Genomic DNA, 19,120 nt, shown 5'->3' on the forward strand with positions numbered 1-19,120 from the left:
ACGGTCCCGCGGGGGTTAGAGTCGGCGGCCGGTCCGCGTCGGCGGGCGGGAACAGGGGAGTGGGATGTACGCGCAACTCAGGGAGACGGCGGCGGAATTGGCCGGGGTCCTGTGGCGGGAGCACACGGTGTACCGGGAGCGGGGCGGGGGCGTCGTCATCCGCGGCGAGCACGTGCGCCGGTGGATCAGCCTCGCCCCGACGGGCGGCAAGGACCGGGCGCTGCTGCGGGCCGGCCGGATCCTCGACGGGGGGACCACGGCCCCGGCCCGCACCGAGGTCGTCGTCGACCTGACGGCGCCGGTCGCCGAGCTGGCCACCGTCTGCCGGCGGATGCTCGCCGAGGTCGCCGCGGCGGCCGACGAGGGGCCGGACGGGGGCGCGGACCCGGGGCCCTCGCGCGCCGGGCGGCCGGGGAAGGGCCGGAAGGCCCGCAGGGAACCGAAGGCCCCCAAGGCGTCGAAGGCCCCCAGGGCCTCGAAGGCGCGCCCGGCGCGGACGGGCAGGAGCCGGCACACGGGCGCCGGCTCCTGGGTGGTGCTCGTCCTGGTCGGCATCGCCGTGGCCGCCTGGGCGTACACCCTCTTCGGCGGCCCCGGCTACTGACCCCCGGGGATCAGAAGCCGGTCACCGGATAGTGGTCCGACAGGTTGGTGTACGTGTACGTCGTGCCCCAGCTGGAGACCGACCACGGCGCGGACGACTCCAGGACCACGTGGTTCGTCCAGTTCGCCGGGCGGGCGTTGCCGGCCCGGTACAGGACGTGGTCGAGGTCCTCGCGCGGGTCGTCCGGGTAGCGCTCCGCCGCGATCGAGTTCAGCTCGGTGTCGAAGGAGTACGGGTGCCCGGTGCGGGCGTCCGCCCCGGCGAGGCCCGCGTCGGCGAGCATCGTGGCGTACTCGGGCGTGCGCGAGTCGACGTTCAGGTCGCCCGCGACGATCACCTGCTCGCCCGCCGGGATGTTCTTCGCGTCGAGGAAGGCGTCCATCGCCTTGAACTGGCGGCTGCGCGTCTGCGCCGCCTCGCCCGCCGAGCAGCCCGGGTCGGTGGACTGGGCGTGGGTGCCGACGACGTGGACGCGGCTGCCGTTCACGTCGAGGACCGTGTAGACGAAGCCCTTGTTCGAGTACCAGTCGGCGCCGCACGCGTCCTTGTAGACGTACTGCTCCTTGCGGACGATCGGCCACTTGCTGAGGATCGTCACCCCGCCGTCCTCGGGGGTGGTCGCCGAGTAGGCCCCGCCGGTGGCGTCCCAGCCGGTCTTCGAGCGGCCCATGACGGGCGTCTGGTGCGGGTAGGCCGCGGCGGCGTTCGCCTTGAGCGCGTCGGAGGAGGAGTTGTCGAAGGCCTCCTGGAGCACCACGACGTCCTGGCCCTGGAAGAACGGGGCGGCGGGGATCGCCCGGGCCCGGTGGTCCTGCCCCCAGTTCGGGTACAGGGACTTCGAGAAGAGGAAGGCGTTGTACGTGAGCACCTTCAGGCGGGGCGCCGCGGCGGCCTCGGGGGCGGCGGAGGCGGCGGGGGCGGTCGCCGCCAGGGTGGCGGCGGCGAGCGCCAGGGACAGGGCGGCACCGGGGATGCGGCGGAACGCGCTGAAGGACACGTGAACTCCCGTCGAGTGGTGGGGGGTTGGACTCGGCGCGGGCCATACAACCAGTCGTAGTTACCTTCCGGTAGCCTCCAGGTGCCGGGAATCTTGCCCGCGTCGTACGGGCGCGCCAACGATCACGGGGGTGTACGATCCGCCGGTTTCGGGACCAGGTAGGATGCGCGCCATGACGACCCTCGCCTCCAACGCCAAGATCTTCGACATGGACCTCGGCCCGCTCAACCCGGTCTGGGCCGAGCTCATCCTCGGCTTCGCCGTGTTCTTCCTGACCTTCTTCTTCCTGGCGAAGGTGATCCTCCCGAAGATCAAGCGCACGATCGAGGAGCGCGAGGACGCCATCGACGGCGGCACCGAGCGCGCCGACGACCTGCGTTCCGAGGCCGCGGACATCCGCGCCCAGTACGAGGCCGAGCTGGCCGAGGCCCGCCACGAGGCCGCCCGCATCCGCTCCAAGGCCGTCGAGGAGGGCTCCGCCGCCATCGCGGCCGCCCGCGCCGAGGGCCAGGCCGAGCGCGACGCGATCCTCGCCGCCGGCACCGCGAAGATCGCCGCCGAGCGCGAGGCCGCCGAGCGCGAGCTCAACGCCGATGTCGACGCCTGGGCCCACGCCCTCGCCGGCCGCATCGTCGGCGAGCCGGTCGGCGCCGACCGCGCCTGACCGCGCCCGCACCGCACACCGCCACGCCGGGGCCGTTCCCGGGGCCGCCAAGCCCCCGGGAACGGCCCCGCCGTCGTATCCACGCCCCGAAGGCGCACCCTGGAGGAGCAGCCACCGGGGCGAGAGGCAGGAAACCCCGCATGACCACCGACGACGAGACGCCCACGAGCCGGGCGACCCCCACCACCGCGCACCCGACCGCGCCCGGCCCGTCCGAGGCCGGCCCGACCGCGCCCGGCTCCGCCGTGACCGGCACCTCGGGCGTGCCCGCCGGCCGCGCGTCCGGCCGGAGAGGTGCCGAACCCGCCCCGCCGCCCGTCGGCGGGGTGCTCTGGTCCGTCGCGGGGGACGTGCGGGCGCTGCTCATGCTGCCCGCCGCCCTCACCATGCAGGTCGCGCATCCGGCGATCGGGGCGGGCGTCGACGAGCACTCCGTCTTCCGGACCGACCCGTGGGGGCGGGGGGAGCGGTCGCTGCGGTCCGTGCAGCTCTGGGTGTACGGGGGCGAGGAGGCCGCCGCCGAGGGGCGGCGGCTGCGCGCGCTGCACCGGGACATCCAGGGCACCGACGCCCACGGACGGCGCTACCACGCCCTCACGCCCGCCTACTACGCCTGGGTGCACGCCACCGGCTACCCCGTCTACCGGCACGGCCTCGCCCTGCTGCACCGCCCGCTCACCGAGGCCCAGGACCGCGGGCTCTACGCCGAGTGGCTCCAGGTCGGCCGGATCCTGGGCATCCACGACCGGGACATGCCGCAGACCGTCGAGGAGTTCTGGCCCTTCTACCGCAAGGTCCTCGCCGAGGAGCTGGAGGCCACCGCCGTCGTCCGCGAGCTCCTCGACCCGGACGCCCCCGTCCCCGCCCCCGACCGGGGCCCGCTCCCGCTCCGGCTCGTCCTCCGTCCGCTCTGGCCGCTGCTCCGCCGCCCCTTCCAGCGGGTCCGCGCCTTCCTCACCGTCGGCCTGATGCCGCCGGACGCCCGCGCGGCGATCGGTCTGGAGTGGAGCCCGGAGCAGGAGCGGAGGCTGCGCCGCGTCGCCCGGATCGTCCGCGTGGTCGTCCCGGTGCTGCCCGAGCGGCTGCGCTACCTGCCGCTCGCCCGGCGCGCCAGGGAGGCCGCCCGCCGCGCCGCGCGCTGACGGACGGCCTCCCGCACGCACGGCCTACCGGTGCTCGTGCTCGTGCACCCCGTTCGTCGCCGCGATCTTCTTCCAGGACTTCGGCTGGACCGGCGCCGCCGCCGTCCGGGCGGGGGAGGCCGGCGCGGAGGCAGCCGAGGGGCCGGCCGCCGGCTTGGACGGCTCGTACAGCCAGGTGTCGAAGAGCTCCGCGAGCGGCTCGCCGGAGACCTCCTCCGCGTACCGGACGAAGTCCGCGACCCGCGCGTCACCGTGCGCGAACCGCTGCGGCCACCCCTTCAGGACCGTGAAGAAGTCCTCGTCGCCGATCTCGTTCCGCAGTGCCTGGAGCGCCAGCGCGCCCCGGTCGTACACGGCGATGTGGAACTGGTTCTCCGGCCCCGGGTCGCCCGGCTTCACCGTCCAGAACGGGTCCTCGGCGGTCCGCACGGCGTACACGTAGTCGGCCAGTTCCTGCGCCGTGCCCTCGCCCTCCTTCTCCGACCACAGCCACTGGGCGTAGCGGGCGAAGCCCTCGTTGATCCAGATGTCCTTCCAGTCGCGCACCGAGACGCTGTCGCCGTACCACTGGTGGGCCAGCTCGTGGACGACCACGGACACGTTCGAGCCGTTCGCGAACTGCCGCGGGCTGTAGAACGGCCGGGTCTGCGTCTCCAGGGCGTAGCCGCTGGTCACATTGGGGACGTAGCCGCCGAGCGCGTTGAACGGGTACGGGCCGAAGGCCTCCTCCAGCCACTCCGCGACCTCGGCGGTCCGCTCGATCGAGGCCCGGGCCGCGCCCGCGTGGCCGCCGAGGTCCTTGCTGTAGGCGTTGAGGACCGGCAGCCCGTTCGCGGTCGTGTCCGTCGTGATGTCGAACTTCCCCACCGCGAGCGTGGCCAGATACGGCGCCTGCGGCTTGTCGGAACGCCAGTTGAAGCGGGTCCAGCCCAGCCGCGAGGACTGCGACTGGAGCACGCCGTTGCTGATCGCCTGGGTGCCGTCCGGCACCGAGACGGACACGTCGAAGGTGGCCTTGTCGCGCGGGTGGTCGTTGGACGGGAACCACCAGGCGGCCGAGTCCGGCTCCTGCGCGGCGACTCCGCCGTCCGGGGTGCGGTGCCAGGCCGACCAGCCGCCGACCTTGAACTCGGACGGCTTGCCCGCGTAGCGGACCACCACCGTGACCTGCCGGTTCTTCGGCAGCGGCACGGCCGGCACGATCTCCAGCTCGTGCTCCCCGGTGGCCTTGAACGAGGCCCGCCGGCCGTCGACCCGCACCTCGCTCGCCTTCAGCCCCAGGTCCAGGTTGAACCGGGAGAGGTTCTGCGTGGTCGTCGCCAGGATCGTCGCCGTCCCCTCCAGGAGGTCGGTCACCGGCTGGTACTTCAGGCGCAGGTCGTAGTGGGAGACGTCGTAGCCGCCGTTGCCGGCGGTGGGGTAGTAGGAGTCGCCGATGCCCGGCGCGCCCGGGACGTAGTCGGCCGCCGAAGCCGGGATCGCCAGCAGCAGCGAGGCCGCGAGGGCGCTCGGAACGATGATTCTGCGGTGCACGGAGGGCTCCCCAAGTCGTGGGTGACGAAGACGCGTGGGTGGGCGTCGGTCCTTGATCCGGACTTGTTCGGACTCTATGAACCACGCGACGGAGCGTCACGTAAAGGGCGCCTTCCGTCACACGATCGCCATTCGGCCGACATGAAGCACCGGTTCACCCGTTTCCCGCACGCGCTCTTCCGCACCCCGGGCCGGGCGAGTACGGTCCCGCCATGCCGATGCCCACGCCCGTGCCGAAGCGTCCGCGTGCCGCCCGCCGCGCCCTGGCCCTCGCCGCCGGGGCGGCCCTCCTCGGACTGCCCCTCGTCACCGTCCCCGCGAAGGCGGCGGTTCCGGACGCGCCGCCGGCCCCGCCCCGGACCGGCTTCGAGGCGAGCGGCGGCGCCCGCTGGACGACCGCAGCGGAGGAGCGGGACTTCCTCGCCGCCGTCGACCGGCGCAGCGCCCGCCTCGCCGTCACCACCATCGGCACCACCGAGCAGGGCCGGCCGCTGCGGCTCGCCGCCCTCGGCCCCGCGCGCGGCGCCACCACGGTGCTGCTCGTCTGCAGCCAGCACGGTGACGAGCCGGCCGGGCGCGAGGCCTGCCTCACCACCGTCCGCGACCTCGCCCTCGCCCGTGACCCCGGGACGCTGCGGCTGCTCGCCCGCACCACCGTCCTCGTCGTGCCCGACGCCAACCCCGACGGTCGCGAGGCCGGCACCCGGGGCAACGCCGCCGGCATCGACGTCAACCGCGACCACCTCGCCCTGCGCACCGCCGAGGCCCGCGCCCTCGCCGCCGTGATCCGCGACCGCCGGCCCGATCTCGTCCACGACCTCCACGAGTACGGCGCCACCCCCGGCCACTACGACAAGGACCTCCTCGCCCTCTGGCCGCGCAGCCTCGACACCGACGCCCGCGTCCACGCCGAGTCCCGCGTCCTCTCGGAGGAGTACGTCCGCCCCGGCGCCGCCCGCGCGGGCCGCACCCACGGCGTCTACGGCATCTGGACCGACCCCTTCACCGGCCGCCCCGTGAAGCAGGTCGCGGGCGACGGCCAGGAGCGCATCCTGCGCAACACCGCCGGGATCAAGCACATGGCCGCCCTCCTCGCCGAGACCCGCGAGGACCCGCTCGGCGAGGCGGAAGAACGCGACCCGGCCCTCTCCCAGCGGCGCAGGGTCGCCACCCACCTCACCGCCCTGGCGGACGTCTTCGCGTACGTCTCCGAGCGCCGCGCCCCGCTCGCCGCGGCCACCTCCGCCGCCCGGCTCGCCGGTCTCGCCGACGAGGGACCGGTCTATCTCGGCGGCGCCGACAACGACCCGCCCGAGCCCGCCGAGATCATCGCCGACCCGCCCTGCGGCTACCGCCTCGACGCCGCCCAGTACGCCGAGACCGGCGACGAACTCGCCCTGCACGGGGTGGAGTCGAGCCGGACCGCGGACGGCGGCGCGTACGTCCCGCTGCGCCAGTCGCAGCGCCTCCTCGTGCCGCTGCTCCTCGACGGCCGCGCGACCTATCGCCTCGTCAGTGGGCTTCCTGTGGAGGAGTGTTGACGTTTCCGTGGGCGAGAAGGGCCATGTCCGACAGGTCCCGTTGGGGCGGGTAAAGTTACCGGTCGGTACTGACCATGCCTCACACGGGCCCCCACGGCCCCGACTTGGAGAACCACATGTCCCACGCGACGCGTGCGCGCCGCACCCTGCCCGCCCTGTTCGCCACGATGCTGCTGGCCGGGGGCCTGCTGCTCGGACAGACCGCCGCCGCCCCGTCGGCCGAGGCCGCCTCCGGCCGCACCTGCAACCCGGCCCAGCTGTACAACCAGGCCCGCGCCGAGCGCGACCGGGCCGCCCAGCTCAAGCGCCTCAAGGCCTACGAGGAGTCCCGCCGCGCCTACGCCCGCGCCGACGCCCTGCAGCGCCGCGCCAAGCAGTGCGAGCGCGCCGACGAGGTCGTGGCCCCGCCGTTCGGGAGGTGACCCGCGCGGGACGCGCTCCGCGTCCCGCCGGCCCGCCGAAGGCCCCCGTCCTCGCCGGACGGGGGCCTTCGGCCGTACGCCTCACCCCGGCACCAGCTCCGCCGCCCGCCGCGCGCAGCCCCACGCCACCGTCACCCCGGCGCCCCCGTGCCCGTAGTGGTGCACCAGAAGGCCACCGCCCGGCAGCCGTACCGCCTCGACGCGCACCCCGCCGGTGCGGGCCGGCCGCAGCCCCACCCGGTGGCCGAGCACCCGGGCCCCGGCGATCTCCGGCCGGATCCGGGCGCACCGCGCCACGATCCCCGCCGCCGTCGCCGCGTCGGGCTCCGGTCCCTCCGCACCCTCCTCGGCGGTCCCTCCGAGGACGAGCCGCCCCGGCTGCGGGAAGAAGTACGTCGTCTCCGCGGCCCCCGCGTCCGCGGCCGTGAACCACTCCTCGACCCCCGGGTTCTCCACCAGCACCAACTGGCCCCGCACCGGCCGCAGTCCGGCGTCCGGCACCAGCTCCCGCGCCGCGAGCCCCGTGCAGTTCACCACCACCGGCGCCGCCGCGGCCGGCTCCTCCCAGGCGGCGACCGCCCGCCGCTCGACCACCCCGCCCGCCGCCTCCAGGCGGCTCCGCAGCCACCCCAGGTGGACCGGCATGTCGATCAGCGGCAGCCGGGCCGCCAGTCCCGTCGCGTACGGCCCCGGAACCTCCTCCGGCGGAAGCCGCCGCAGGCCCGGCACCCGGGCCGCCCACGCCCCGAGGCCGTCCAGGGGCGTGTCCGCGTGGACCCCCGGCACCCACCGCACCCCGGTCTCCTCCGGTGCCGCGGCCAGCTCCCCGTACACCTCCAGCGACTCCAGCGCCCAGGCGCCCGCCTCCTCCGCCGGCTCGATCCGGTACGGCCACCACAGGGCGCCCGCCACCGCCGAGGTCGTCGCCTCCGCCGGGTCCCGGGCCCAGACCCGCACCCGCAGCCCCCGCTCCGCCAGCACCACCGCCGTCGTCAGCCCGACGACCCCGCCGCCCACCACGATCACGTCGCTGCCCATGCCCGGACCGTACCCGGGCCGCCCCCGCCGCCCACGTAGGATGCGTGGTCTGATGACTGCCACTCTCGTCGCCAAGGACCTCGCCGCCGGCCACGGCGAACGCACCCTCTTCGCCGGTCTCGACCTCGTCGTCGCCCCCGGCGACGTCATCGGCCTCGTCGGCGTCAACGGCGCCGGCAAGTCCAGCCTGCTGCGGCTGCTCGCCGGGCTCGACACCCCCGAGGAGGGCGAGGTCCGGCTCTCCCCGCCGACCGCGTCCGTCGGCCACCTGCCGCAGGAGCCCGAACGGCGCGAGGGCGAGACCGTCCGGGAATTCCTGGCCCGCCGCACCGGTGTCGCCGCCGCCCAGGCCGCCATGGACGAGGCCACCCAGGGCCTCGTCGACGGCACCCCCGGCGCCGACGACGCGTACGCCACCACCCTGGAGCGCTGGCTCGACCTCGGCGGCGCCGACCTCGACGAGCGCGCCGAGGAGGTCGCCGCCTCCCTCGGCCTCACCGTCGGCCTCGACCAGCCGATGACCGCCCTCTCCGGCGGCCAGGCCGCCCGCGCCGGCCTCGCCTCCCTCCTCCTCTCCCGCTACGACGTCTTCCTCCTCGACGAGCCCACCAACGACCTCGACCTCGACGGCCTGGAGCGCCTGGAGGCCTTCGTGAAGGGGCTGCGGGCCGGCACCGTCGTCGTCAGCCACGACCGCGAGTTCCTGACCCGCACCGTCACCAAGGTCCTCGAACTCGACCTCGCCCAGCAGCAGATCACCCTCTACGGCGGCGGCTACGACGCCTACCTGGAGGAGCGGGCCACCGCCCGCCGGCACGCCCGCGAGGAGTACGAGGAGTACGCCGACAAGAAGTCCGCCCTGGAGAGCCGGGCGCTCATGCAGCGCAACTGGATGGACAAGGGCGTCCGCAACGCCCGCCGCAAGGCCACCGACAACGACAAGATCGGCCGCAAGCTCCGCGGCGAGTCCAGCGAGAAGCAGGCCGCCAAGGCCCGCCAGACCCAGCGCATGATCGAGCGCCTGGACGTCGTCGACGAGCCCCGCAAGGAGTGGGAGCTGCGGATGGAGATCGCCGCCGCGCCCCGTTCCGGCGCCGTCGTCGCCACCCTCCGCGACGGCGAGGTCCGCCGCGGCGACTTCGCCTTCGGCCCCGTCACCCTCCAGATCGACTGGGCCGACCGGGTCGCCGTCACCGGCGCCAACGGCGCCGGCAAGTCCACCCTGCTCGCCGCCCTCCTCGGCCGCCTCCCGCTCGACTCCGGCCACGCCGCCCTCGGCTCCGGCGTCGTCGTCGGCGAGGTCGACCAGGCCCGCAGGCTCTTCCACGGCACCGAGACGCTCCTCGACGCCTTCTGCGCCGCCGTCCCCGACACCGAACCGGCCGAGGTCCGCACCCTGCTCGCCAAGTTCGGCCTCAAGGCCGACCACGTGCTGCGCCCCGCCACCACCCTCTCCCCGGGCGAGCGGACCCGCGCCGCCCTCGCCCTCCTCCAGGGCAGGGGCGTCAACCTCCTCGTCCTCGACGAGCCGACGAACCACCTCGACCTGCCCGCCATCGAACAGCTGGAGTCCGCCCTCGACTCCTACGAGGGCACGCTGCTCCTGGTGACCCACGACCGCCGCATGCTCGACGCGATCCGCGTCAACCGCCGCGTCGAGGTCGCCGACGGCAAGGTCACCGAACTCTGATGGGCGTCGCCTTCGGCTGGGGGCCCGTCGGGGCACGGGCCCTCGCCGCCGGCACCGGCTGCCTGGTCGTCGTCGACGCGCTCTCCTTCACCACCGCCGTCGGCGTCGCCGTGGAGCGCGGGACGGCCGTGCACCCGTACCGATGGCGGGACGCCACGGCCGCCGCGTACGCCCGCGAGAAGGACGCCGTCCTCGCCGTCGGCCGGAGCGAGGCCACCGGGACGCACCCCTGGTCGCTCTCCCCGGCGGCGCTCCGCTCGGCCCCCGCCCCGGACCGGCTGGTCCTGCCGTCCCCGAACGGCTCCACGATCGCCGCCGAGGCCGGGACGGCGACCGTCGTCGCCGCCTCGCTCCGCAACCGCACCGCCGTCGCCCACTGGCTCGCCCGCCACGGATACGGCTCCGGGGCACGCCCGCTCGCCGTGGTCGCCGCCGGCGAGCGGTGGCCGGACGGCTCGCTGCGCCCCGCCCTGGAGGACCACCTCGGGGCCGGCGCGGTCCTCGACGCCCTGCGCGGCCTCGCGCCGGGGCTCCCCCTGTCCCCGGAGGCGACCGCGGCGGCCACGCTGTGGGCGGCGACGGACGACCCGGCCGCGGCCTTGCACGGCTGCGACTCGGGCCGTGAACTGTACGAGTACGGCTTTCCGCGGGACGTGGAGGTGGCCGCCGAACTCGACGCGTCGACGACCGTCCCCGTCCTCGTGGACGGCGCATTTACGGAGGCACCATGACCGACGACAGCGTGACCCGGCTCCTCGCGATGCTGGACGACCTCGACGCGGACGTCGACGCCACGATCGACCTCGCCGACGAGATCGCGGCGAGCGGCGACCGGACCCGGCTGCCGCGCCTGGAGTCCGAACTGGACCGGGCCGTCGCCGAGCGCAACGGCTACGCCCGCGAACTCCTCGGCGGCGTCCTCGCCGCCCTCGGCGGCCCCGACACCCTCCCGGTCCTCGTCCGCGCCTCGGCGGTCGACCTCGGTGACGACCAGGACGGCCTGGCGGCGGAGATCGTCGACCTGGTCCAGGCCGACCCGAAGAAGGCCGAGACGGTCCTGCGCCCGCTGACCGACGACGACGACCTGGCCGTGGCCAACCGCGCCGACTGGGCCCTGCGCTTCCTGCCGTAGCCGTTCCGTCGCGGGCGCACGTCCCGCCGGGGCGACGGGGGCCCCTGTTCGAGCGAAGCGGAGAGCCGGGGAGAGGGCGGGCACGACGGAACGGCGCTCCTGCGGGCGCCTCCGCTCCGTCGCGCCTCCGCCACGGCGGCCGCCCGCCCCGGTCCCGCCGCGCGGGCGGGACCGGGGGCGGCGTCGTGGGGCGTCAGCGCCGCTTGCCGCCGCCCTCCCCGAAGAGCCCCGCCTTCCGGAGGGCGTCCGCCATCGCGCTGTTCGCCGGCGCGGCGGCCTGACCGCGGCCCTGGCCCTGGTTCTGGTTCTGGCCCCGGCCCTGTGCGCGCCCCTGGCCCTGACCGCGGCCCTGGCCCTGCCGCTGCTGGGGCGGCCGGCCGCCCCGCTCGCGCCGCGGCCCGCGCTCGCCGGAGCCGTCCTCCGCCACCGCCTCGTCCTCCAGCCGCAGCGTCAGCGAGATCCGCTTGCGCGGGATGTCGACGTCGAGGACCTTCACCTTCACCACGTCGCCCGGCTTCACCACGTCCCGCGGGTCCTTGACGAAGGTCTTCGACATGGCCGAGACGTGCACCAGGCCGTCCTGGTGGACGCCGACGTCCACGAACGCCCCGAACGCGGCCACGTTCGTGACCACGCCCTCCAGGACCATCCCCGCCACCAGGTCGCCGATCTTCTCGACACCCTCCTTGAAGGTGGCCGTCCTGAACGCGGGCCGCGGGTCGCGGCCCGGCTTCTCCAGCTCGCGCAGGATGTCGGTGACCGTCGGCAGACCGAAGGAGTCGTCGACGAAGTCGGCCGGCCGCAGCGACCGCAGCGTCGCCGTGTCGCCGATCAGCGCCGCGACCTCACCGCCGGTGGTCTTCGCCATCCGCCGCACCACCGGGTACGCCTCCGGGTGCACCGCCGAGGCGTCCAGCGGGTCGTCGCCGCCCCGGATGCGCAGGAAGCCCGCGCACTGCTCGTACGCCTTCGGGCCGAGCCTGGCCACGTCCTTCAGGGCCTTGCGGGACCGGAAGGGGCCGTGGGCGTCGCGGTGCGCGACGATGTTCTCGGCGAGGCCGGAGCTGATCCCGGAGACCCGCGAGAGCAGCGGCGCCGAGGCGGTGTTGACGTCGACGCCGACGCCGTTCACACAGTCCTCGACGACCGCGTCGAGCGAGCGGGAGAGCTTCGTCTCGGCGAGGTCGTGCTGGTACTGGCCGACGCCGATCGACTTCGGGTCGATCTTCACCAGCTCGGCCAGCGGGTCCTGGAGCCGCCGGGCGATGGACACCGCGCCGCGCAACGACACGTCCAGGTCCGGGAGTTCCTGCGAGGCGAACGCGGAGGCCGAGTAGACGGAGGCGCCGGCCTCCGAGACCATCACCTTCGTCAGGTTCAACTCCGGGTGCCTGGCGAGGAGTTCGGCGGCCAGCTTGTCGGTCTCGCGGGAGGCCGTGCCGTTGCCGATGGCGACCAGCTCGACCGCGTGCTCCTTCGCGAGCCGTGCCAGCCTCGCCAGCGACTCGTCCCACCTGTTGGCCGGGACGTGCGGGTGGACCGTGTCGGTGGCGACGACCTTGCCGGTCGCGTCGACCACCGCCACCTTCACCCCGGTGCGGAAACCGGGGTCGAGGCCCAGCGTCGCCCGGGTGCCGGCCGGCGCGGCGAGCAGCAGGTCCCGCAGGTTCGCCGCGAAGACCCGGACCGCCTCGTCCTCGGCGGCCGTCCGCAGCCGCACCCGCAGGTCGATCCCGAGGTGCGTCAGGATCCGGGTGCGCCACGCCCAGCGGACCGTGTCCTGGAGCCACTTGTCGCCGGGGCGCCCCCGGTCGGCGATGCCGAAGCGGCTCGCCACGATCGGCTCGTACGACGACGGCCCGTCGGTGGCCTCCTCCGGCTCCAGCTCCAGGCCGAGGACGTCCTCCTTCTCGCCGCGCAGCAGGGCGAGCACCCGGTGCGAGGGGAGCGCGGTGAACGGCTCGGCGAAGTCGAAGTAGTCGGCGAACTTCGCGCCCGGCCCCTCCTTGCTGTCGCCCTTGCCCTCGCGGACCTTCGCGACCAGCCGGCCCCGCGTCCACATCCGCTCACGCAGCTCGCCGATGAGGTCGGCGTCCTCGGAGAACTTCTCGGTGAGGATCGCCCGCGCGCCCTCCAGGGCCGCGGCGGCGTCCGCGACGCCCTTGTCCGCGTCGACGAAGGCCGCCGCCGCGGCGGCCGGCTCCACCGACGGGTCGGCGAGCAGTCCCTCCGCCAGCGGCGCGAGTCCGGCCTCGCGGGCGATCTGCGCCTTGGTGCGCCGCTTCGGCTTGAACGGAAGGTAGATGTCCTCCAGGCGCGCCTTGGTGTCGGCCGCGAGGATCCGGGCCTCCAGCTCCTCCGTGAGCCTGCCCTGCTCGCGCACCGAGTCGAGGACGGCCGACCGCCGGTCCTCCAGCTCCCGCAGGTACCGCAGCCGCTCCTCCAGGGTGCGCAGCTGCGCGTCGTCGAGCATCTCGGTCGCTTCCTTGCGGTAGCGCGCGATGAACGGCACGGTGGAGCCGCCGTCGAGCAGCTCGACCGCCGCCCTGACCTGTCGCTCGCGTACGCCGAGCTCCTCGGCGATCCTTGCTTCGATGGACGTCGTCACCGTGTCCCGACCCGTCTGCTCGTACCACTGGCTTGCCCGTGCATTCTGCCGCGTCCGTCACCCGGACGCGGCAACCGGTCCGGTTCCGCGCGCGCCGCCCGGCGTCCCCGGGCTCAGCCCTTGCCGACGAGGTCGGCGGGGAAGGCGCCCGCGGCCCCGGCGGCGGCCAGGAATCCGCGGCCCAGCTCGGTGAGGCGCTCCACGCCGGCCGCGCCGAGGTGCTCGTACGGGGCGGCGTCCAGCCGGTCCGTGGTCTCCTCCAGCTCCCCCCTCAGCCGGACGCCGGCCTCCGTCAGTTCGCCGTCCGCGTCGAGGTACCCGCGCTCGCGCAGCCGTTCCCGGGCGGCCTCCCAGTCGGCGCGGCCCCAGCCCCGGGTGCCGAGGACCCAGCGCGGCGCCATGCCCTTGCCGGTGGCGGTGTGGGAGGCCAGCGCCTCCACCGGGTCGAGGCCCACGGAGAGCAGGGCCGTCAGGTGCCCGTCGCCGCGGTGTTCGCGCAGCAGGGTCGCGGCGTGCCAGTAGGCGAGGTGCGGCTCCTCGGGGACCGGCAGGTCGGCGTTGGCGGAGTACAGCGGCCGGGCGTGCCGGGTGCAGGCCTCGGCGGCCCGCAGGGCGAGCCCGGCGGCCTCGGCCATCTCCGGGGAGGCGACGGCCTCCTCGCCGAGCAGCCGGCGCAGGGTGGCGTCGACGGCCCGCAGCCGGGCGTCGAGGACGGCGGCGGGAGCGGCGGTCTCCCAGACCGTGGGCAGGTGCCGGGCGAGGAGCTCCCAGCGGTAGTTGTAGAAGGTGGCGGCGACCGTGCCGGCGCCGACGGCGCCGAGCGGGGCGCTGCGGGCGGCGAGCCGCACGGCGGCGGGGTCGGCGAGGCCGAGGGCGCCGAGCTCCCGGTCCAGGTCGGGGGAGAAGTAGAGCGTCGAGTGGAGCGGGTTCAGGGCGTTGTGGCAGCGGCGCCCGGCCCGGGGCGGCAGAGGGGTCGTCATGGAACAGAACCTAACCGACTGCTTGGTACGGAGGGAATGGCCTCGGCGCGCGGTCCGTCCGCATGGCAGGAAAGGTGGGGTGGCCGTCCTTGCGGCCGTCCCCGCCGGGCCCGAAGGATGGGGGCATGACCCAGCGCCCCGTCCTCGTCGTCCTCTTCGACGGCGTGCAGAGCCTCGACGTCACCGGGCCCGTCGAGGTGTTCCACGGCGCCCGGTGGGCCTCGGGCGCCGCGCGGGACCCGTACCCGATCCGTACCGCCTCCCCGGGCGGCGGACCGGTCCGCACCTCCAGCGGCCTGCGGATCCTGCCCGACACCTCCCTGGAGGAGGCCGTCGCCGACGGGCCGCCGCACACCCTCCTCGTCCCCGGCGGCGAGGGCACCCGGGGCGCCGACCCGGCCCTCGTCGACTGGCTGCGGGTCCACGGGCCGCGCGCCGAACGGCTGGTCTCGGTCTGCACGGGCGCGCTGCGGCTGGCCGAGGCGGGGCTGCTCGACGGTCACCGGGCCACCACCCACTGGATGGCCTGCGAGCACCTCGCCCGCCGCCATCCGGCGGTCGAGGTCGACCCCGACCCGATCTTCGTCAGGGACGGCCGGATCGCCACCTCCGCCGGGGTCACCACCGGCATCGACCTGGCCCTCGCGCTGGTGGAGGAGGACCTGGGACGGGAGGCGGCCCTCGCCATCGCCAGGATGCTGGTCGTCTTCCTCCGCCGCCCCGGCAACCAGGCGCAGTTCAGTGCCCACCTCGCCGCCCAGACGGCGCGCCGCGAGCCGCTGCGCGACGTCCAGGCGTGGATCGCCGAGCACCCGGACGGGGACCTGTCGGTGGAGCGGCTCGCCGCCCGCGCCCGGCTCTCGCCCCGCCACTTCGCCCGCGCCTTCCACGCGGAGACCGGCGTCACCCCGGGCCGTTACGTCGACCGGATCCGCCTCGAACACGCCCGCAGGCTCCTGGAGGAGACCGGCCGCGGCGTCGAGGAGGTCTCCCGCGCCGCCGGCTACGGCACCCCGGAGGCGATGCGCCGCGCCTTCGTGAAGGCCCTGGACACCGCCCCCGCCGACTACCGCCGCCGCTTCCACGCCCCGGCGACCGCCCCGGTCACCGGACCCGCGCCCGCACCGGTCCTCGCACCGGTGTCCCCACCGGTCGTCGACCCCGTCCCCGCCCCGGCGCCTGCCCCGGTCGGCGCCCACGTGCCCAGACCCGTTCCCGCACCGGCCGTCGACCCCGCCCCCGGACCCGCCTCCGCACCGGTCACCGCTTCCGTCCCCGCCCCGGCGCCCGCGCCCGGACCCGTCACGGCGCCGCCGCCCGCACCCACCACCGGACCCGTCAGCTGAGAGGGATCACACCCATGCAGATCGCCGTCCTGCTCTTCGAGGGCTTCACCACGCTCGACGCCGTCGGCCCGTACGAGATCCTCGCCCGGCTCCCCGGGGCGGAGACCGTCTTCGTCGCCAAGGAGCCCGGCCCCGTCCGCAACGACCAGGGCAGCCTCGCGCTCGTCGCCGACAAGGCGCTCGCCGACGTCCCGCACCCGGACGTCGTCCTGGTCCCCGGCGGCCCGGAGACCCGCCGGGCCGTGCACGACCCGGAGATCCGGGAGTGGCTGCGCACCGCCGACTCCACCAGCACCTGGACCACCTCGGTCTGCACCGGCGCGCTGCTCCTCGGCGCCGCCGGGCTGCTCGACGGCCGTCGCGCGACCACCCACTGGCTGGCCTACGAGGAGCTGCGCGCGCTGGGCGCGGAACCCACCGGCGAGCGGGTCGTCTTCGACGGCAAGTACGTGACGGCCGCCGGTGTCTCCTCCGGCATCGACATGGGTCTGCACCTGCTCGGCCGGATCGCCGGCGACGACGCCGCGATGACCGTGCAGCTGCTCACCGAGTACGACCCCCAGCCGCCCTACGACGCGGGCTCGCCGCTGAAGGCCCCCGCCCACCTGGTGGAGCGGTGGCGCGGCACCCGGCCCGAGGACCTGCCGCAGGGCTGAGCCTCAGAGGCCGTACGTGAAGCGGGGCGCCCGGCGCTCCAGGAAGGCGGCGACGCCCTCGGCGGTGTCGCCGCTGCCGTGCGCCTGCGCCGCCCAGTGGGCGTCCCGGTCGAGCCGGCCGTCGGCGAACTCCTTGGCCGCGGCCTGGGTGAGCAGGGAGCGGGAGGCGAGGATCCGGCAGAACTCCCCGACCCGCTTCGTCAGTTCGCCGGCCGGGTGCACCTCGTCCACGAAGCCGGTCCGCAGCGCCCGCTCGCTGTCGATGAGTTCGCCGGAGAAGAGCAGGTACTTGGCGGTGGCGGGGCCCACCAGGGCGGTGAGCCGTCGGGTGGAGGACGAGGGGTAGACGATGCCGAGCTTCGCCGGGGTGATCCCGAAGCGGCTGCCCTCGGCGGCGAAGCGCAGGTCGCAGGCGCCGGCGAGCTGACTGCCGCCGCCGACGCAGTAGCCGCGGACGGCGGCGAGGGTCGGCTTGGGGAAGGCGGCGAGCGCCTCCTCGGCGCGGACCGCCAGGGCCTGCTGCTCGTCGCCCGGCTCGCGCAGCGTCGAGATGTCGGCGCCGGCGCAGAAGGTGTCGCCGGCTCCGGTCAGCACCAGGACCCGGACCGCCGGGTCGGCGGCGAGCCGGCCGAGGACGGCGGGCAGCGACCGCCACATGCCGGCCGTCATGGCGTTCCGCTTGGCGGGATTGCTGATGACGAGGGTCGCGACGCCGTCCGTGACGGTGTCGACGAGCTGCGGCTCCACGGTCTCCATGGCCGGATGCTATCCACCGGTGCCGACCGTACGATCGGGAAGGGGTCGTCAGGCAGCCACGAGGAGGCACGATGGCCAGGAAGGACCGGGACGAGGGCCTCGATCCCGTGCAGGAGATGGCCCGCGAGGGGCAGAGGCTCGGGCGGAGCTTCGGCCGGCTGGCCGCGCTCGGCGTCATCCTCGTGCTCTGCGGCGTGGTCGGCCTGGTCTACACCGGGGTCGCCACCCTGACGTCCATGTGGCTCTTCGGCTGGCTGCTGCTCGTCGGCGGTCTGGTGGGCCTCCTCCAGGCGTACGCGTCCCGGGGCACCGGCTCCTTCTGGCTGGCGGCGGTGGTCGCGGCGGTGAACCTCGCGGCCGGCTGCGTGGTGCTCCGTCACCCGGAGGGCACCGCCGAGGCGCTGACGATGTTCGCGGCCCTGCTCTTCCTCACCGGCGGGGTCTTCCGGCTGGTCGGCAGCGTGGTGACGCGCGGCCCGCAGTTCGGGTGGACGCTGCTCCAGGGCGCCTTCGGGGTGCTCCTGGGCGTCCTGGTCCTCTTCGACTGGCCGGACAGCAGCCGGTACGTCATCGGCTGCTTCTTCTCGCTGGCGCTGCTCTTCGACGGCCTGGGACTCGTCGCGATGGGGATCGGCGGCCGGAGGATCGTCGGCATGGTCACCCCGCAGCCGGAACCGGCAGGGGAGGCGACTCCGATGATTCCCCCGGAAAACGCGCAGGATCAGTCGAACAACTGACGTCGACATACGTCATCGATCAGAAGACGGCCGATAGGTGTCGACTTCTGGTCAGTAGGTCGGGATGTCCCTCCGGATTGCCAAGACTCCCGGTGTGGCGAGAATCGAGCACGAGGGTGGGAACCGGACCATGGACACCCGCGGAGGTGTCCCCGCCCGGCCACCGTCCTACGAAGGAGTCTGGCGCTTCACCGCTCCCGCGGTCGACGTCTCCGTCCCCCAGGCCCGGCACGCGGTACGCGACCTGCTGGCCCGCCAGGGGGTTCCGGTCCACGAGGACATCCGGCACGGGCTGCTGCTGATCGTCTCCGAGCTGGTCACCAACGCCGTGCGGCACGCGGCGCTGCTCTCCCCGGAGATAGCGGTCGAGGTGGCCATCGGGCCGGAGTGGGTCCGGGTGTCCGTCGAGGACAACCACCCGTACCGGCCCAAGGCCCTGGAGGCGGACTACGGCCAGACCGGCGGCCGGGGCCTGCTCCTGGTGAAGGAGATCGCCCTGGAGGCGGGCGGGGCCTGCGACGTCGAGCACACCGCGGGCGGCGGGAAGATCATCTGGGCGGCGCTGCCCCTGGCCCCGATGGCACCGGGGCCGGGGACGGCGGAGGGCCGGGTCACCAGCCCCCGGCAGGACCCGTCAGCTCCCTGATCGCCGGGCGCGCCGCGTCGAGCACCGTCATGAACCAGGCGGAGAACGGCGCGGCCGCGTGCCGCTCGGCCAGCTCGGCCGGGGTCACGAAGGCGTACTCCCCGATCTCCTCCGGGTCCGGCCGCGGGGCGGCCTGCACCAGGCCCACGAAGAGGTGGTTGAACTCCTGCTCCACCAGGCCCGAGGCCGGGTCCGGGTGGTTGTAGCGGACGGTGCCTGCCTCGCCCATCAGGGTGGGGGAGACGCCCAGCTCCTCGAAGGTGCGCCGGGCGGCCGCCGCGAAGGGCGCCTCGCCCGGGTAGGGGTGCCCGCAGCAGGTGTTGGACCAGACGCCGGGGGAGTGGTACTTGCCGAGCGCCCGGCGCTGGAGCAGCAGCCGGCCCTCCTCGTCGAAGAGGAAGACGGAGAAGGCGCGGTGCAGCTGCCCGGGGGCCTGGTGGGCGGCGAGCTTCTCCGCCGTACCGATGGTGTTCCCGGCCTCGTCGACCAGTTCCAGCATGATCGGCTCCGGGGTGGCGGACGGCTCCGTGCCGTCCGACGCGAGCTGAGACGCAAGCCCCGGCGCGATCTCGGCCGTGGTGCCCTGTGTGGTCGGCATACCCATCCTTCGCTTCGGTCCTCGGCCCCT

At 75.0% G+C, this 19,120-nt stretch carries 18 protein-coding genes and 1 pseudogene; 12 read left to right on the forward strand and 7 right to left on the reverse strand.

Annotation, left to right across the window (positions count from 1 at the left end):
- Window positions 1-64: 64 nt before the first annotated feature.
- A complete protein-coding gene (locus tag IE245_RS08250) occupies window positions 65-604 on the forward strand; it encodes a hypothetical protein (protein ID WP_189946088.1) in 540 nt (179 codons plus the stop codon).
- A gap of 10 nt (window positions 605-614) precedes the next feature.
- Here IE245_RS08250 and sph read toward each other — a convergent pair whose 3' ends face one another.
- Window positions 615-1,601, reverse strand: coding sequence for a sphingomyelin phosphodiesterase (sph, locus tag IE245_RS08255; protein ID WP_189946089.1), 987 nt, complete (start codon window positions 1,599-1,601; stop codon window positions 615-617).
- A 172-nt stretch (window positions 1,602-1,773) separates the two neighbouring features.
- Between sph and IE245_RS08260 the strand changes: the two genes are divergently transcribed.
- Both IE245_RS08260 and IE245_RS08265 read left to right on the forward strand, forming a co-directional pair.
- Window positions 1,774-2,265 (forward strand): F0F1 ATP synthase subunit B family protein, encoded by a 492-nt coding sequence (locus IE245_RS08260; RefSeq protein ID WP_189946090.1) that lies wholly within the window; start codon window positions 1,774-1,776, stop codon window positions 2,263-2,265.
- Between the two features lie 140 nt (window positions 2,266-2,405).
- On the forward strand, window positions 2,406-3,407 hold the full coding sequence (locus IE245_RS08265; RefSeq protein WP_229851138.1) for an oxygenase MpaB family protein: 1,002 nt from the start codon (window positions 2,406-2,408) through the stop codon (window positions 3,405-3,407).
- Between the two features lie 24 nt (window positions 3,408-3,431).
- On the opposite strand, the gene IE245_RS08270 is transcribed toward IE245_RS08265, so the two are convergent.
- Window positions 3,432-4,940 carry a M1 family metallopeptidase gene (locus IE245_RS08270; protein ID WP_189946091.1) on the reverse strand — a complete coding sequence of 503 codons (1,509 nt, stop codon included), beginning with the start codon at window positions 4,938-4,940 and terminating at the stop codon, window positions 3,432-3,434.
- Between the two features lie 212 nt (window positions 4,941-5,152).
- Here IE245_RS08270 and IE245_RS08275 point away from each other — a divergent pair, with 212 nt between their 5' ends.
- Both IE245_RS08275 and IE245_RS08280 read left to right on the forward strand, forming a co-directional pair.
- Window positions 5,153-6,481 (forward strand): M14 family metallopeptidase, encoded by a 1,329-nt coding sequence (locus IE245_RS08275; RefSeq protein WP_189946092.1) that lies wholly within the window; start codon window positions 5,153-5,155, stop codon window positions 6,479-6,481.
- A gap of 116 nt (window positions 6,482-6,597) precedes the next feature.
- Entirely contained in the window at window positions 6,598-6,903 is a 306-nt protein-coding gene (locus IE245_RS08280) for a hypothetical protein (protein WP_189946093.1), read from the forward strand.
- An 81-nt stretch (window positions 6,904-6,984) separates the two neighbouring features.
- Here the strand turns inward: IE245_RS08280 and IE245_RS08285 are convergent, their stop codons facing one another.
- Window positions 6,985-7,941: an FAD-dependent oxidoreductase gene (locus IE245_RS08285; protein WP_189946094.1), complete on the reverse strand. Its 957-nt coding sequence runs from the start codon at window positions 7,939-7,941 to the stop codon at window positions 6,985-6,987.
- Between the two features lie 52 nt (window positions 7,942-7,993).
- On the opposite strand from IE245_RS08285, the gene IE245_RS08290 reads away from it, so the two are divergent.
- Genes IE245_RS08290 through IE245_RS08300 form a run of 3 tightly spaced genes read left to right on the forward strand, consistent with a single transcriptional unit; the run spans window position 7,994 to window position 10,763 of the window.
- Window positions 7,994-9,631, forward strand: a complete 1,638-nt coding sequence (locus IE245_RS08290) for an ABC-F family ATP-binding cassette domain-containing protein (RefSeq protein WP_189946095.1) — start codon at window positions 7,994-7,996, stop codon at window positions 9,629-9,631.
- Window positions 9,631-10,362, forward strand: coding sequence for a 2-phosphosulfolactate phosphatase (locus tag IE245_RS08295; RefSeq protein ID WP_189946096.1), 732 nt, complete (start codon window positions 9,631-9,633; stop codon window positions 10,360-10,362). The genes IE245_RS08290 and IE245_RS08295 overlap by 1 nt, the downstream gene beginning before the upstream one ends.
- Window positions 10,359-10,763 (forward strand): hypothetical protein, encoded by a 405-nt coding sequence (locus IE245_RS08300; protein ID WP_189946097.1) that lies wholly within the window; start codon window positions 10,359-10,361, stop codon window positions 10,761-10,763. Before IE245_RS08295 ends, IE245_RS08300 begins: the two co-directional genes overlap by 4 nt.
- Before the next feature lie 193 nt (window positions 10,764-10,956).
- On the opposite strand, the gene IE245_RS08305 is transcribed toward IE245_RS08300, so the two are convergent.
- Window positions 10,957-13,371 (reverse strand): Tex family protein, encoded by a 2,415-nt coding sequence (locus IE245_RS08305; RefSeq protein ID WP_189946098.1) that lies wholly within the window; start codon window positions 13,369-13,371, stop codon window positions 10,957-10,959.
- Between the two features lie 113 nt (window positions 13,372-13,484).
- Window positions 13,485-14,351: an SCO6745 family protein gene (locus IE245_RS08310; RefSeq protein ID WP_189946099.1), complete on the reverse strand. Its 867-nt coding sequence runs from the start codon at window positions 14,349-14,351 to the stop codon at window positions 13,485-13,487.
- Between the two features lie 125 nt (window positions 14,352-14,476).
- Between IE245_RS08310 and IE245_RS08315 the strand changes: the two are divergent.
- Together IE245_RS08315 and IE245_RS08320 are read left to right on the forward strand one after the other, a co-directional pair.
- Window positions 14,477-15,445 (forward strand): annotated as a pseudogene (locus IE245_RS08315) (GlxA family transcriptional regulator); the annotation flags it as partial.
- Between the two features lie 266 nt (window positions 15,446-15,711).
- Window positions 15,712-16,353, forward strand: coding sequence for a DJ-1/PfpI family protein (locus tag IE245_RS08320; protein ID WP_189946100.1), 642 nt, complete (start codon window positions 15,712-15,714; stop codon window positions 16,351-16,353).
- 3 nt (window positions 16,354-16,356) lie between these two features.
- Here IE245_RS08320 and IE245_RS08325 read toward each other — a convergent pair whose 3' ends face one another.
- Window positions 16,357-17,109: an enoyl-CoA hydratase/isomerase family protein gene (locus IE245_RS08325; protein ID WP_189946101.1), complete on the reverse strand. Its 753-nt coding sequence runs from the start codon at window positions 17,107-17,109 to the stop codon at window positions 16,357-16,359.
- A gap of 71 nt (window positions 17,110-17,180) precedes the next feature.
- Here IE245_RS08325 and IE245_RS08330 point away from each other — a divergent pair, with 71 nt between their 5' ends.
- Together IE245_RS08330 and IE245_RS08335 are read left to right on the forward strand one after the other, a co-directional pair.
- A complete protein-coding gene (locus tag IE245_RS08330) occupies window positions 17,181-17,846 on the forward strand; it encodes an HdeD family acid-resistance protein (RefSeq protein ID WP_189946102.1) in 666 nt (221 codons plus the stop codon).
- Window positions 17,847-17,976: 130 nt separating this feature from the next.
- Complete coding sequence (locus IE245_RS08335) at window positions 17,977-18,492, forward strand: ATP-binding protein (protein ID WP_189946103.1); 516 nt, start codon at window positions 17,977-17,979, stop codon at window positions 18,490-18,492.
- On the opposite strand, the gene idi is transcribed toward IE245_RS08335, so the two are convergent.
- Entirely contained in the window at window positions 18,458-19,090 is a 633-nt protein-coding gene (idi, locus tag IE245_RS08340) for an isopentenyl-diphosphate Delta-isomerase (protein ID WP_373305293.1), read from the reverse strand. The two genes, IE245_RS08335 and idi, sit on opposite strands and share 35 nt — an antisense overlap.
- Window positions 19,091-19,120 lie beyond the last annotated feature (30 nt).

It is taken from the genome of Streptomyces roseolus, assembly GCF_014649855.1.
Taxonomy (GTDB): Bacteria; Actinomycetota; Actinomycetes; order Streptomycetales; family Streptomycetaceae; genus Streptomyces; species Streptomyces roseolus.

Coding starts and splice junctions, on each gene's coding strand:
- IE245_RS08320 (WP_189946100.1), top strand. CDS start 15,712: ATGCAGATCGCCGTCCTGCTCTTCGAGGGCTTCACCACGCTCGACGCC.
- IE245_RS08330 (WP_189946102.1), top strand. CDS start 17,181: ATGGCCAGGAAGGACCGGGACGAGGGCCTCGATCCCGTGCAGGAGATG.
- IE245_RS08265 (WP_229851138.1), top strand. CDS start 2,406: ATGACCACCGACGACGAGACGCCCACGAGCCGGGCGACCCCCACCACC.
- IE245_RS08325 (WP_189946101.1), bottom strand. CDS start 17,109: ATGGAGACCGTGGAGCCGCAGCTCGTCGACACCGTCACGGACGGCGTC.
- IE245_RS08290 (WP_189946095.1), top strand. CDS start 7,994: ATGACTGCCACTCTCGTCGCCAAGGACCTCGCCGCCGGCCACGGCGAA.
- IE245_RS08300 (WP_189946097.1), top strand. CDS start 10,359: ATGACCGACGACAGCGTGACCCGGCTCCTCGCGATGCTGGACGACCTC.
- IE245_RS08280 (WP_189946093.1), top strand. CDS start 6,598: ATGTCCCACGCGACGCGTGCGCGCCGCACCCTGCCCGCCCTGTTCGCC.
- IE245_RS08250 (WP_189946088.1), top strand. CDS start 65: ATGTACGCGCAACTCAGGGAGACGGCGGCGGAATTGGCCGGGGTCCTG.
- IE245_RS08295 (WP_189946096.1), top strand. CDS start 9,631: ATGGGCGTCGCCTTCGGCTGGGGGCCCGTCGGGGCACGGGCCCTCGCC.
- IE245_RS08310 (WP_189946099.1), bottom strand. CDS start 14,351: ATGACGACCCCTCTGCCGCCCCGGGCCGGGCGCCGCTGCCACAACGCC.
- IE245_RS08335 (WP_189946103.1), top strand. CDS start 17,977: ATGGACACCCGCGGAGGTGTCCCCGCCCGGCCACCGTCCTACGAAGGA.
- IE245_RS08260 (WP_189946090.1), top strand. CDS start 1,774: ATGACGACCCTCGCCTCCAACGCCAAGATCTTCGACATGGACCTCGGC.
- idi (WP_373305293.1), bottom strand. CDS start 19,090: ATGCCGACCACACAGGGCACCACGGCCGAGATCGCGCCGGGGCTTGCG.
- IE245_RS08275 (WP_189946092.1), top strand. CDS start 5,153: ATGCCGATGCCCACGCCCGTGCCGAAGCGTCCGCGTGCCGCCCGCCGC.
- IE245_RS08285 (WP_189946094.1), bottom strand. CDS start 7,941: ATGGGCAGCGACGTGATCGTGGTGGGCGGCGGGGTCGTCGGGCTGACG.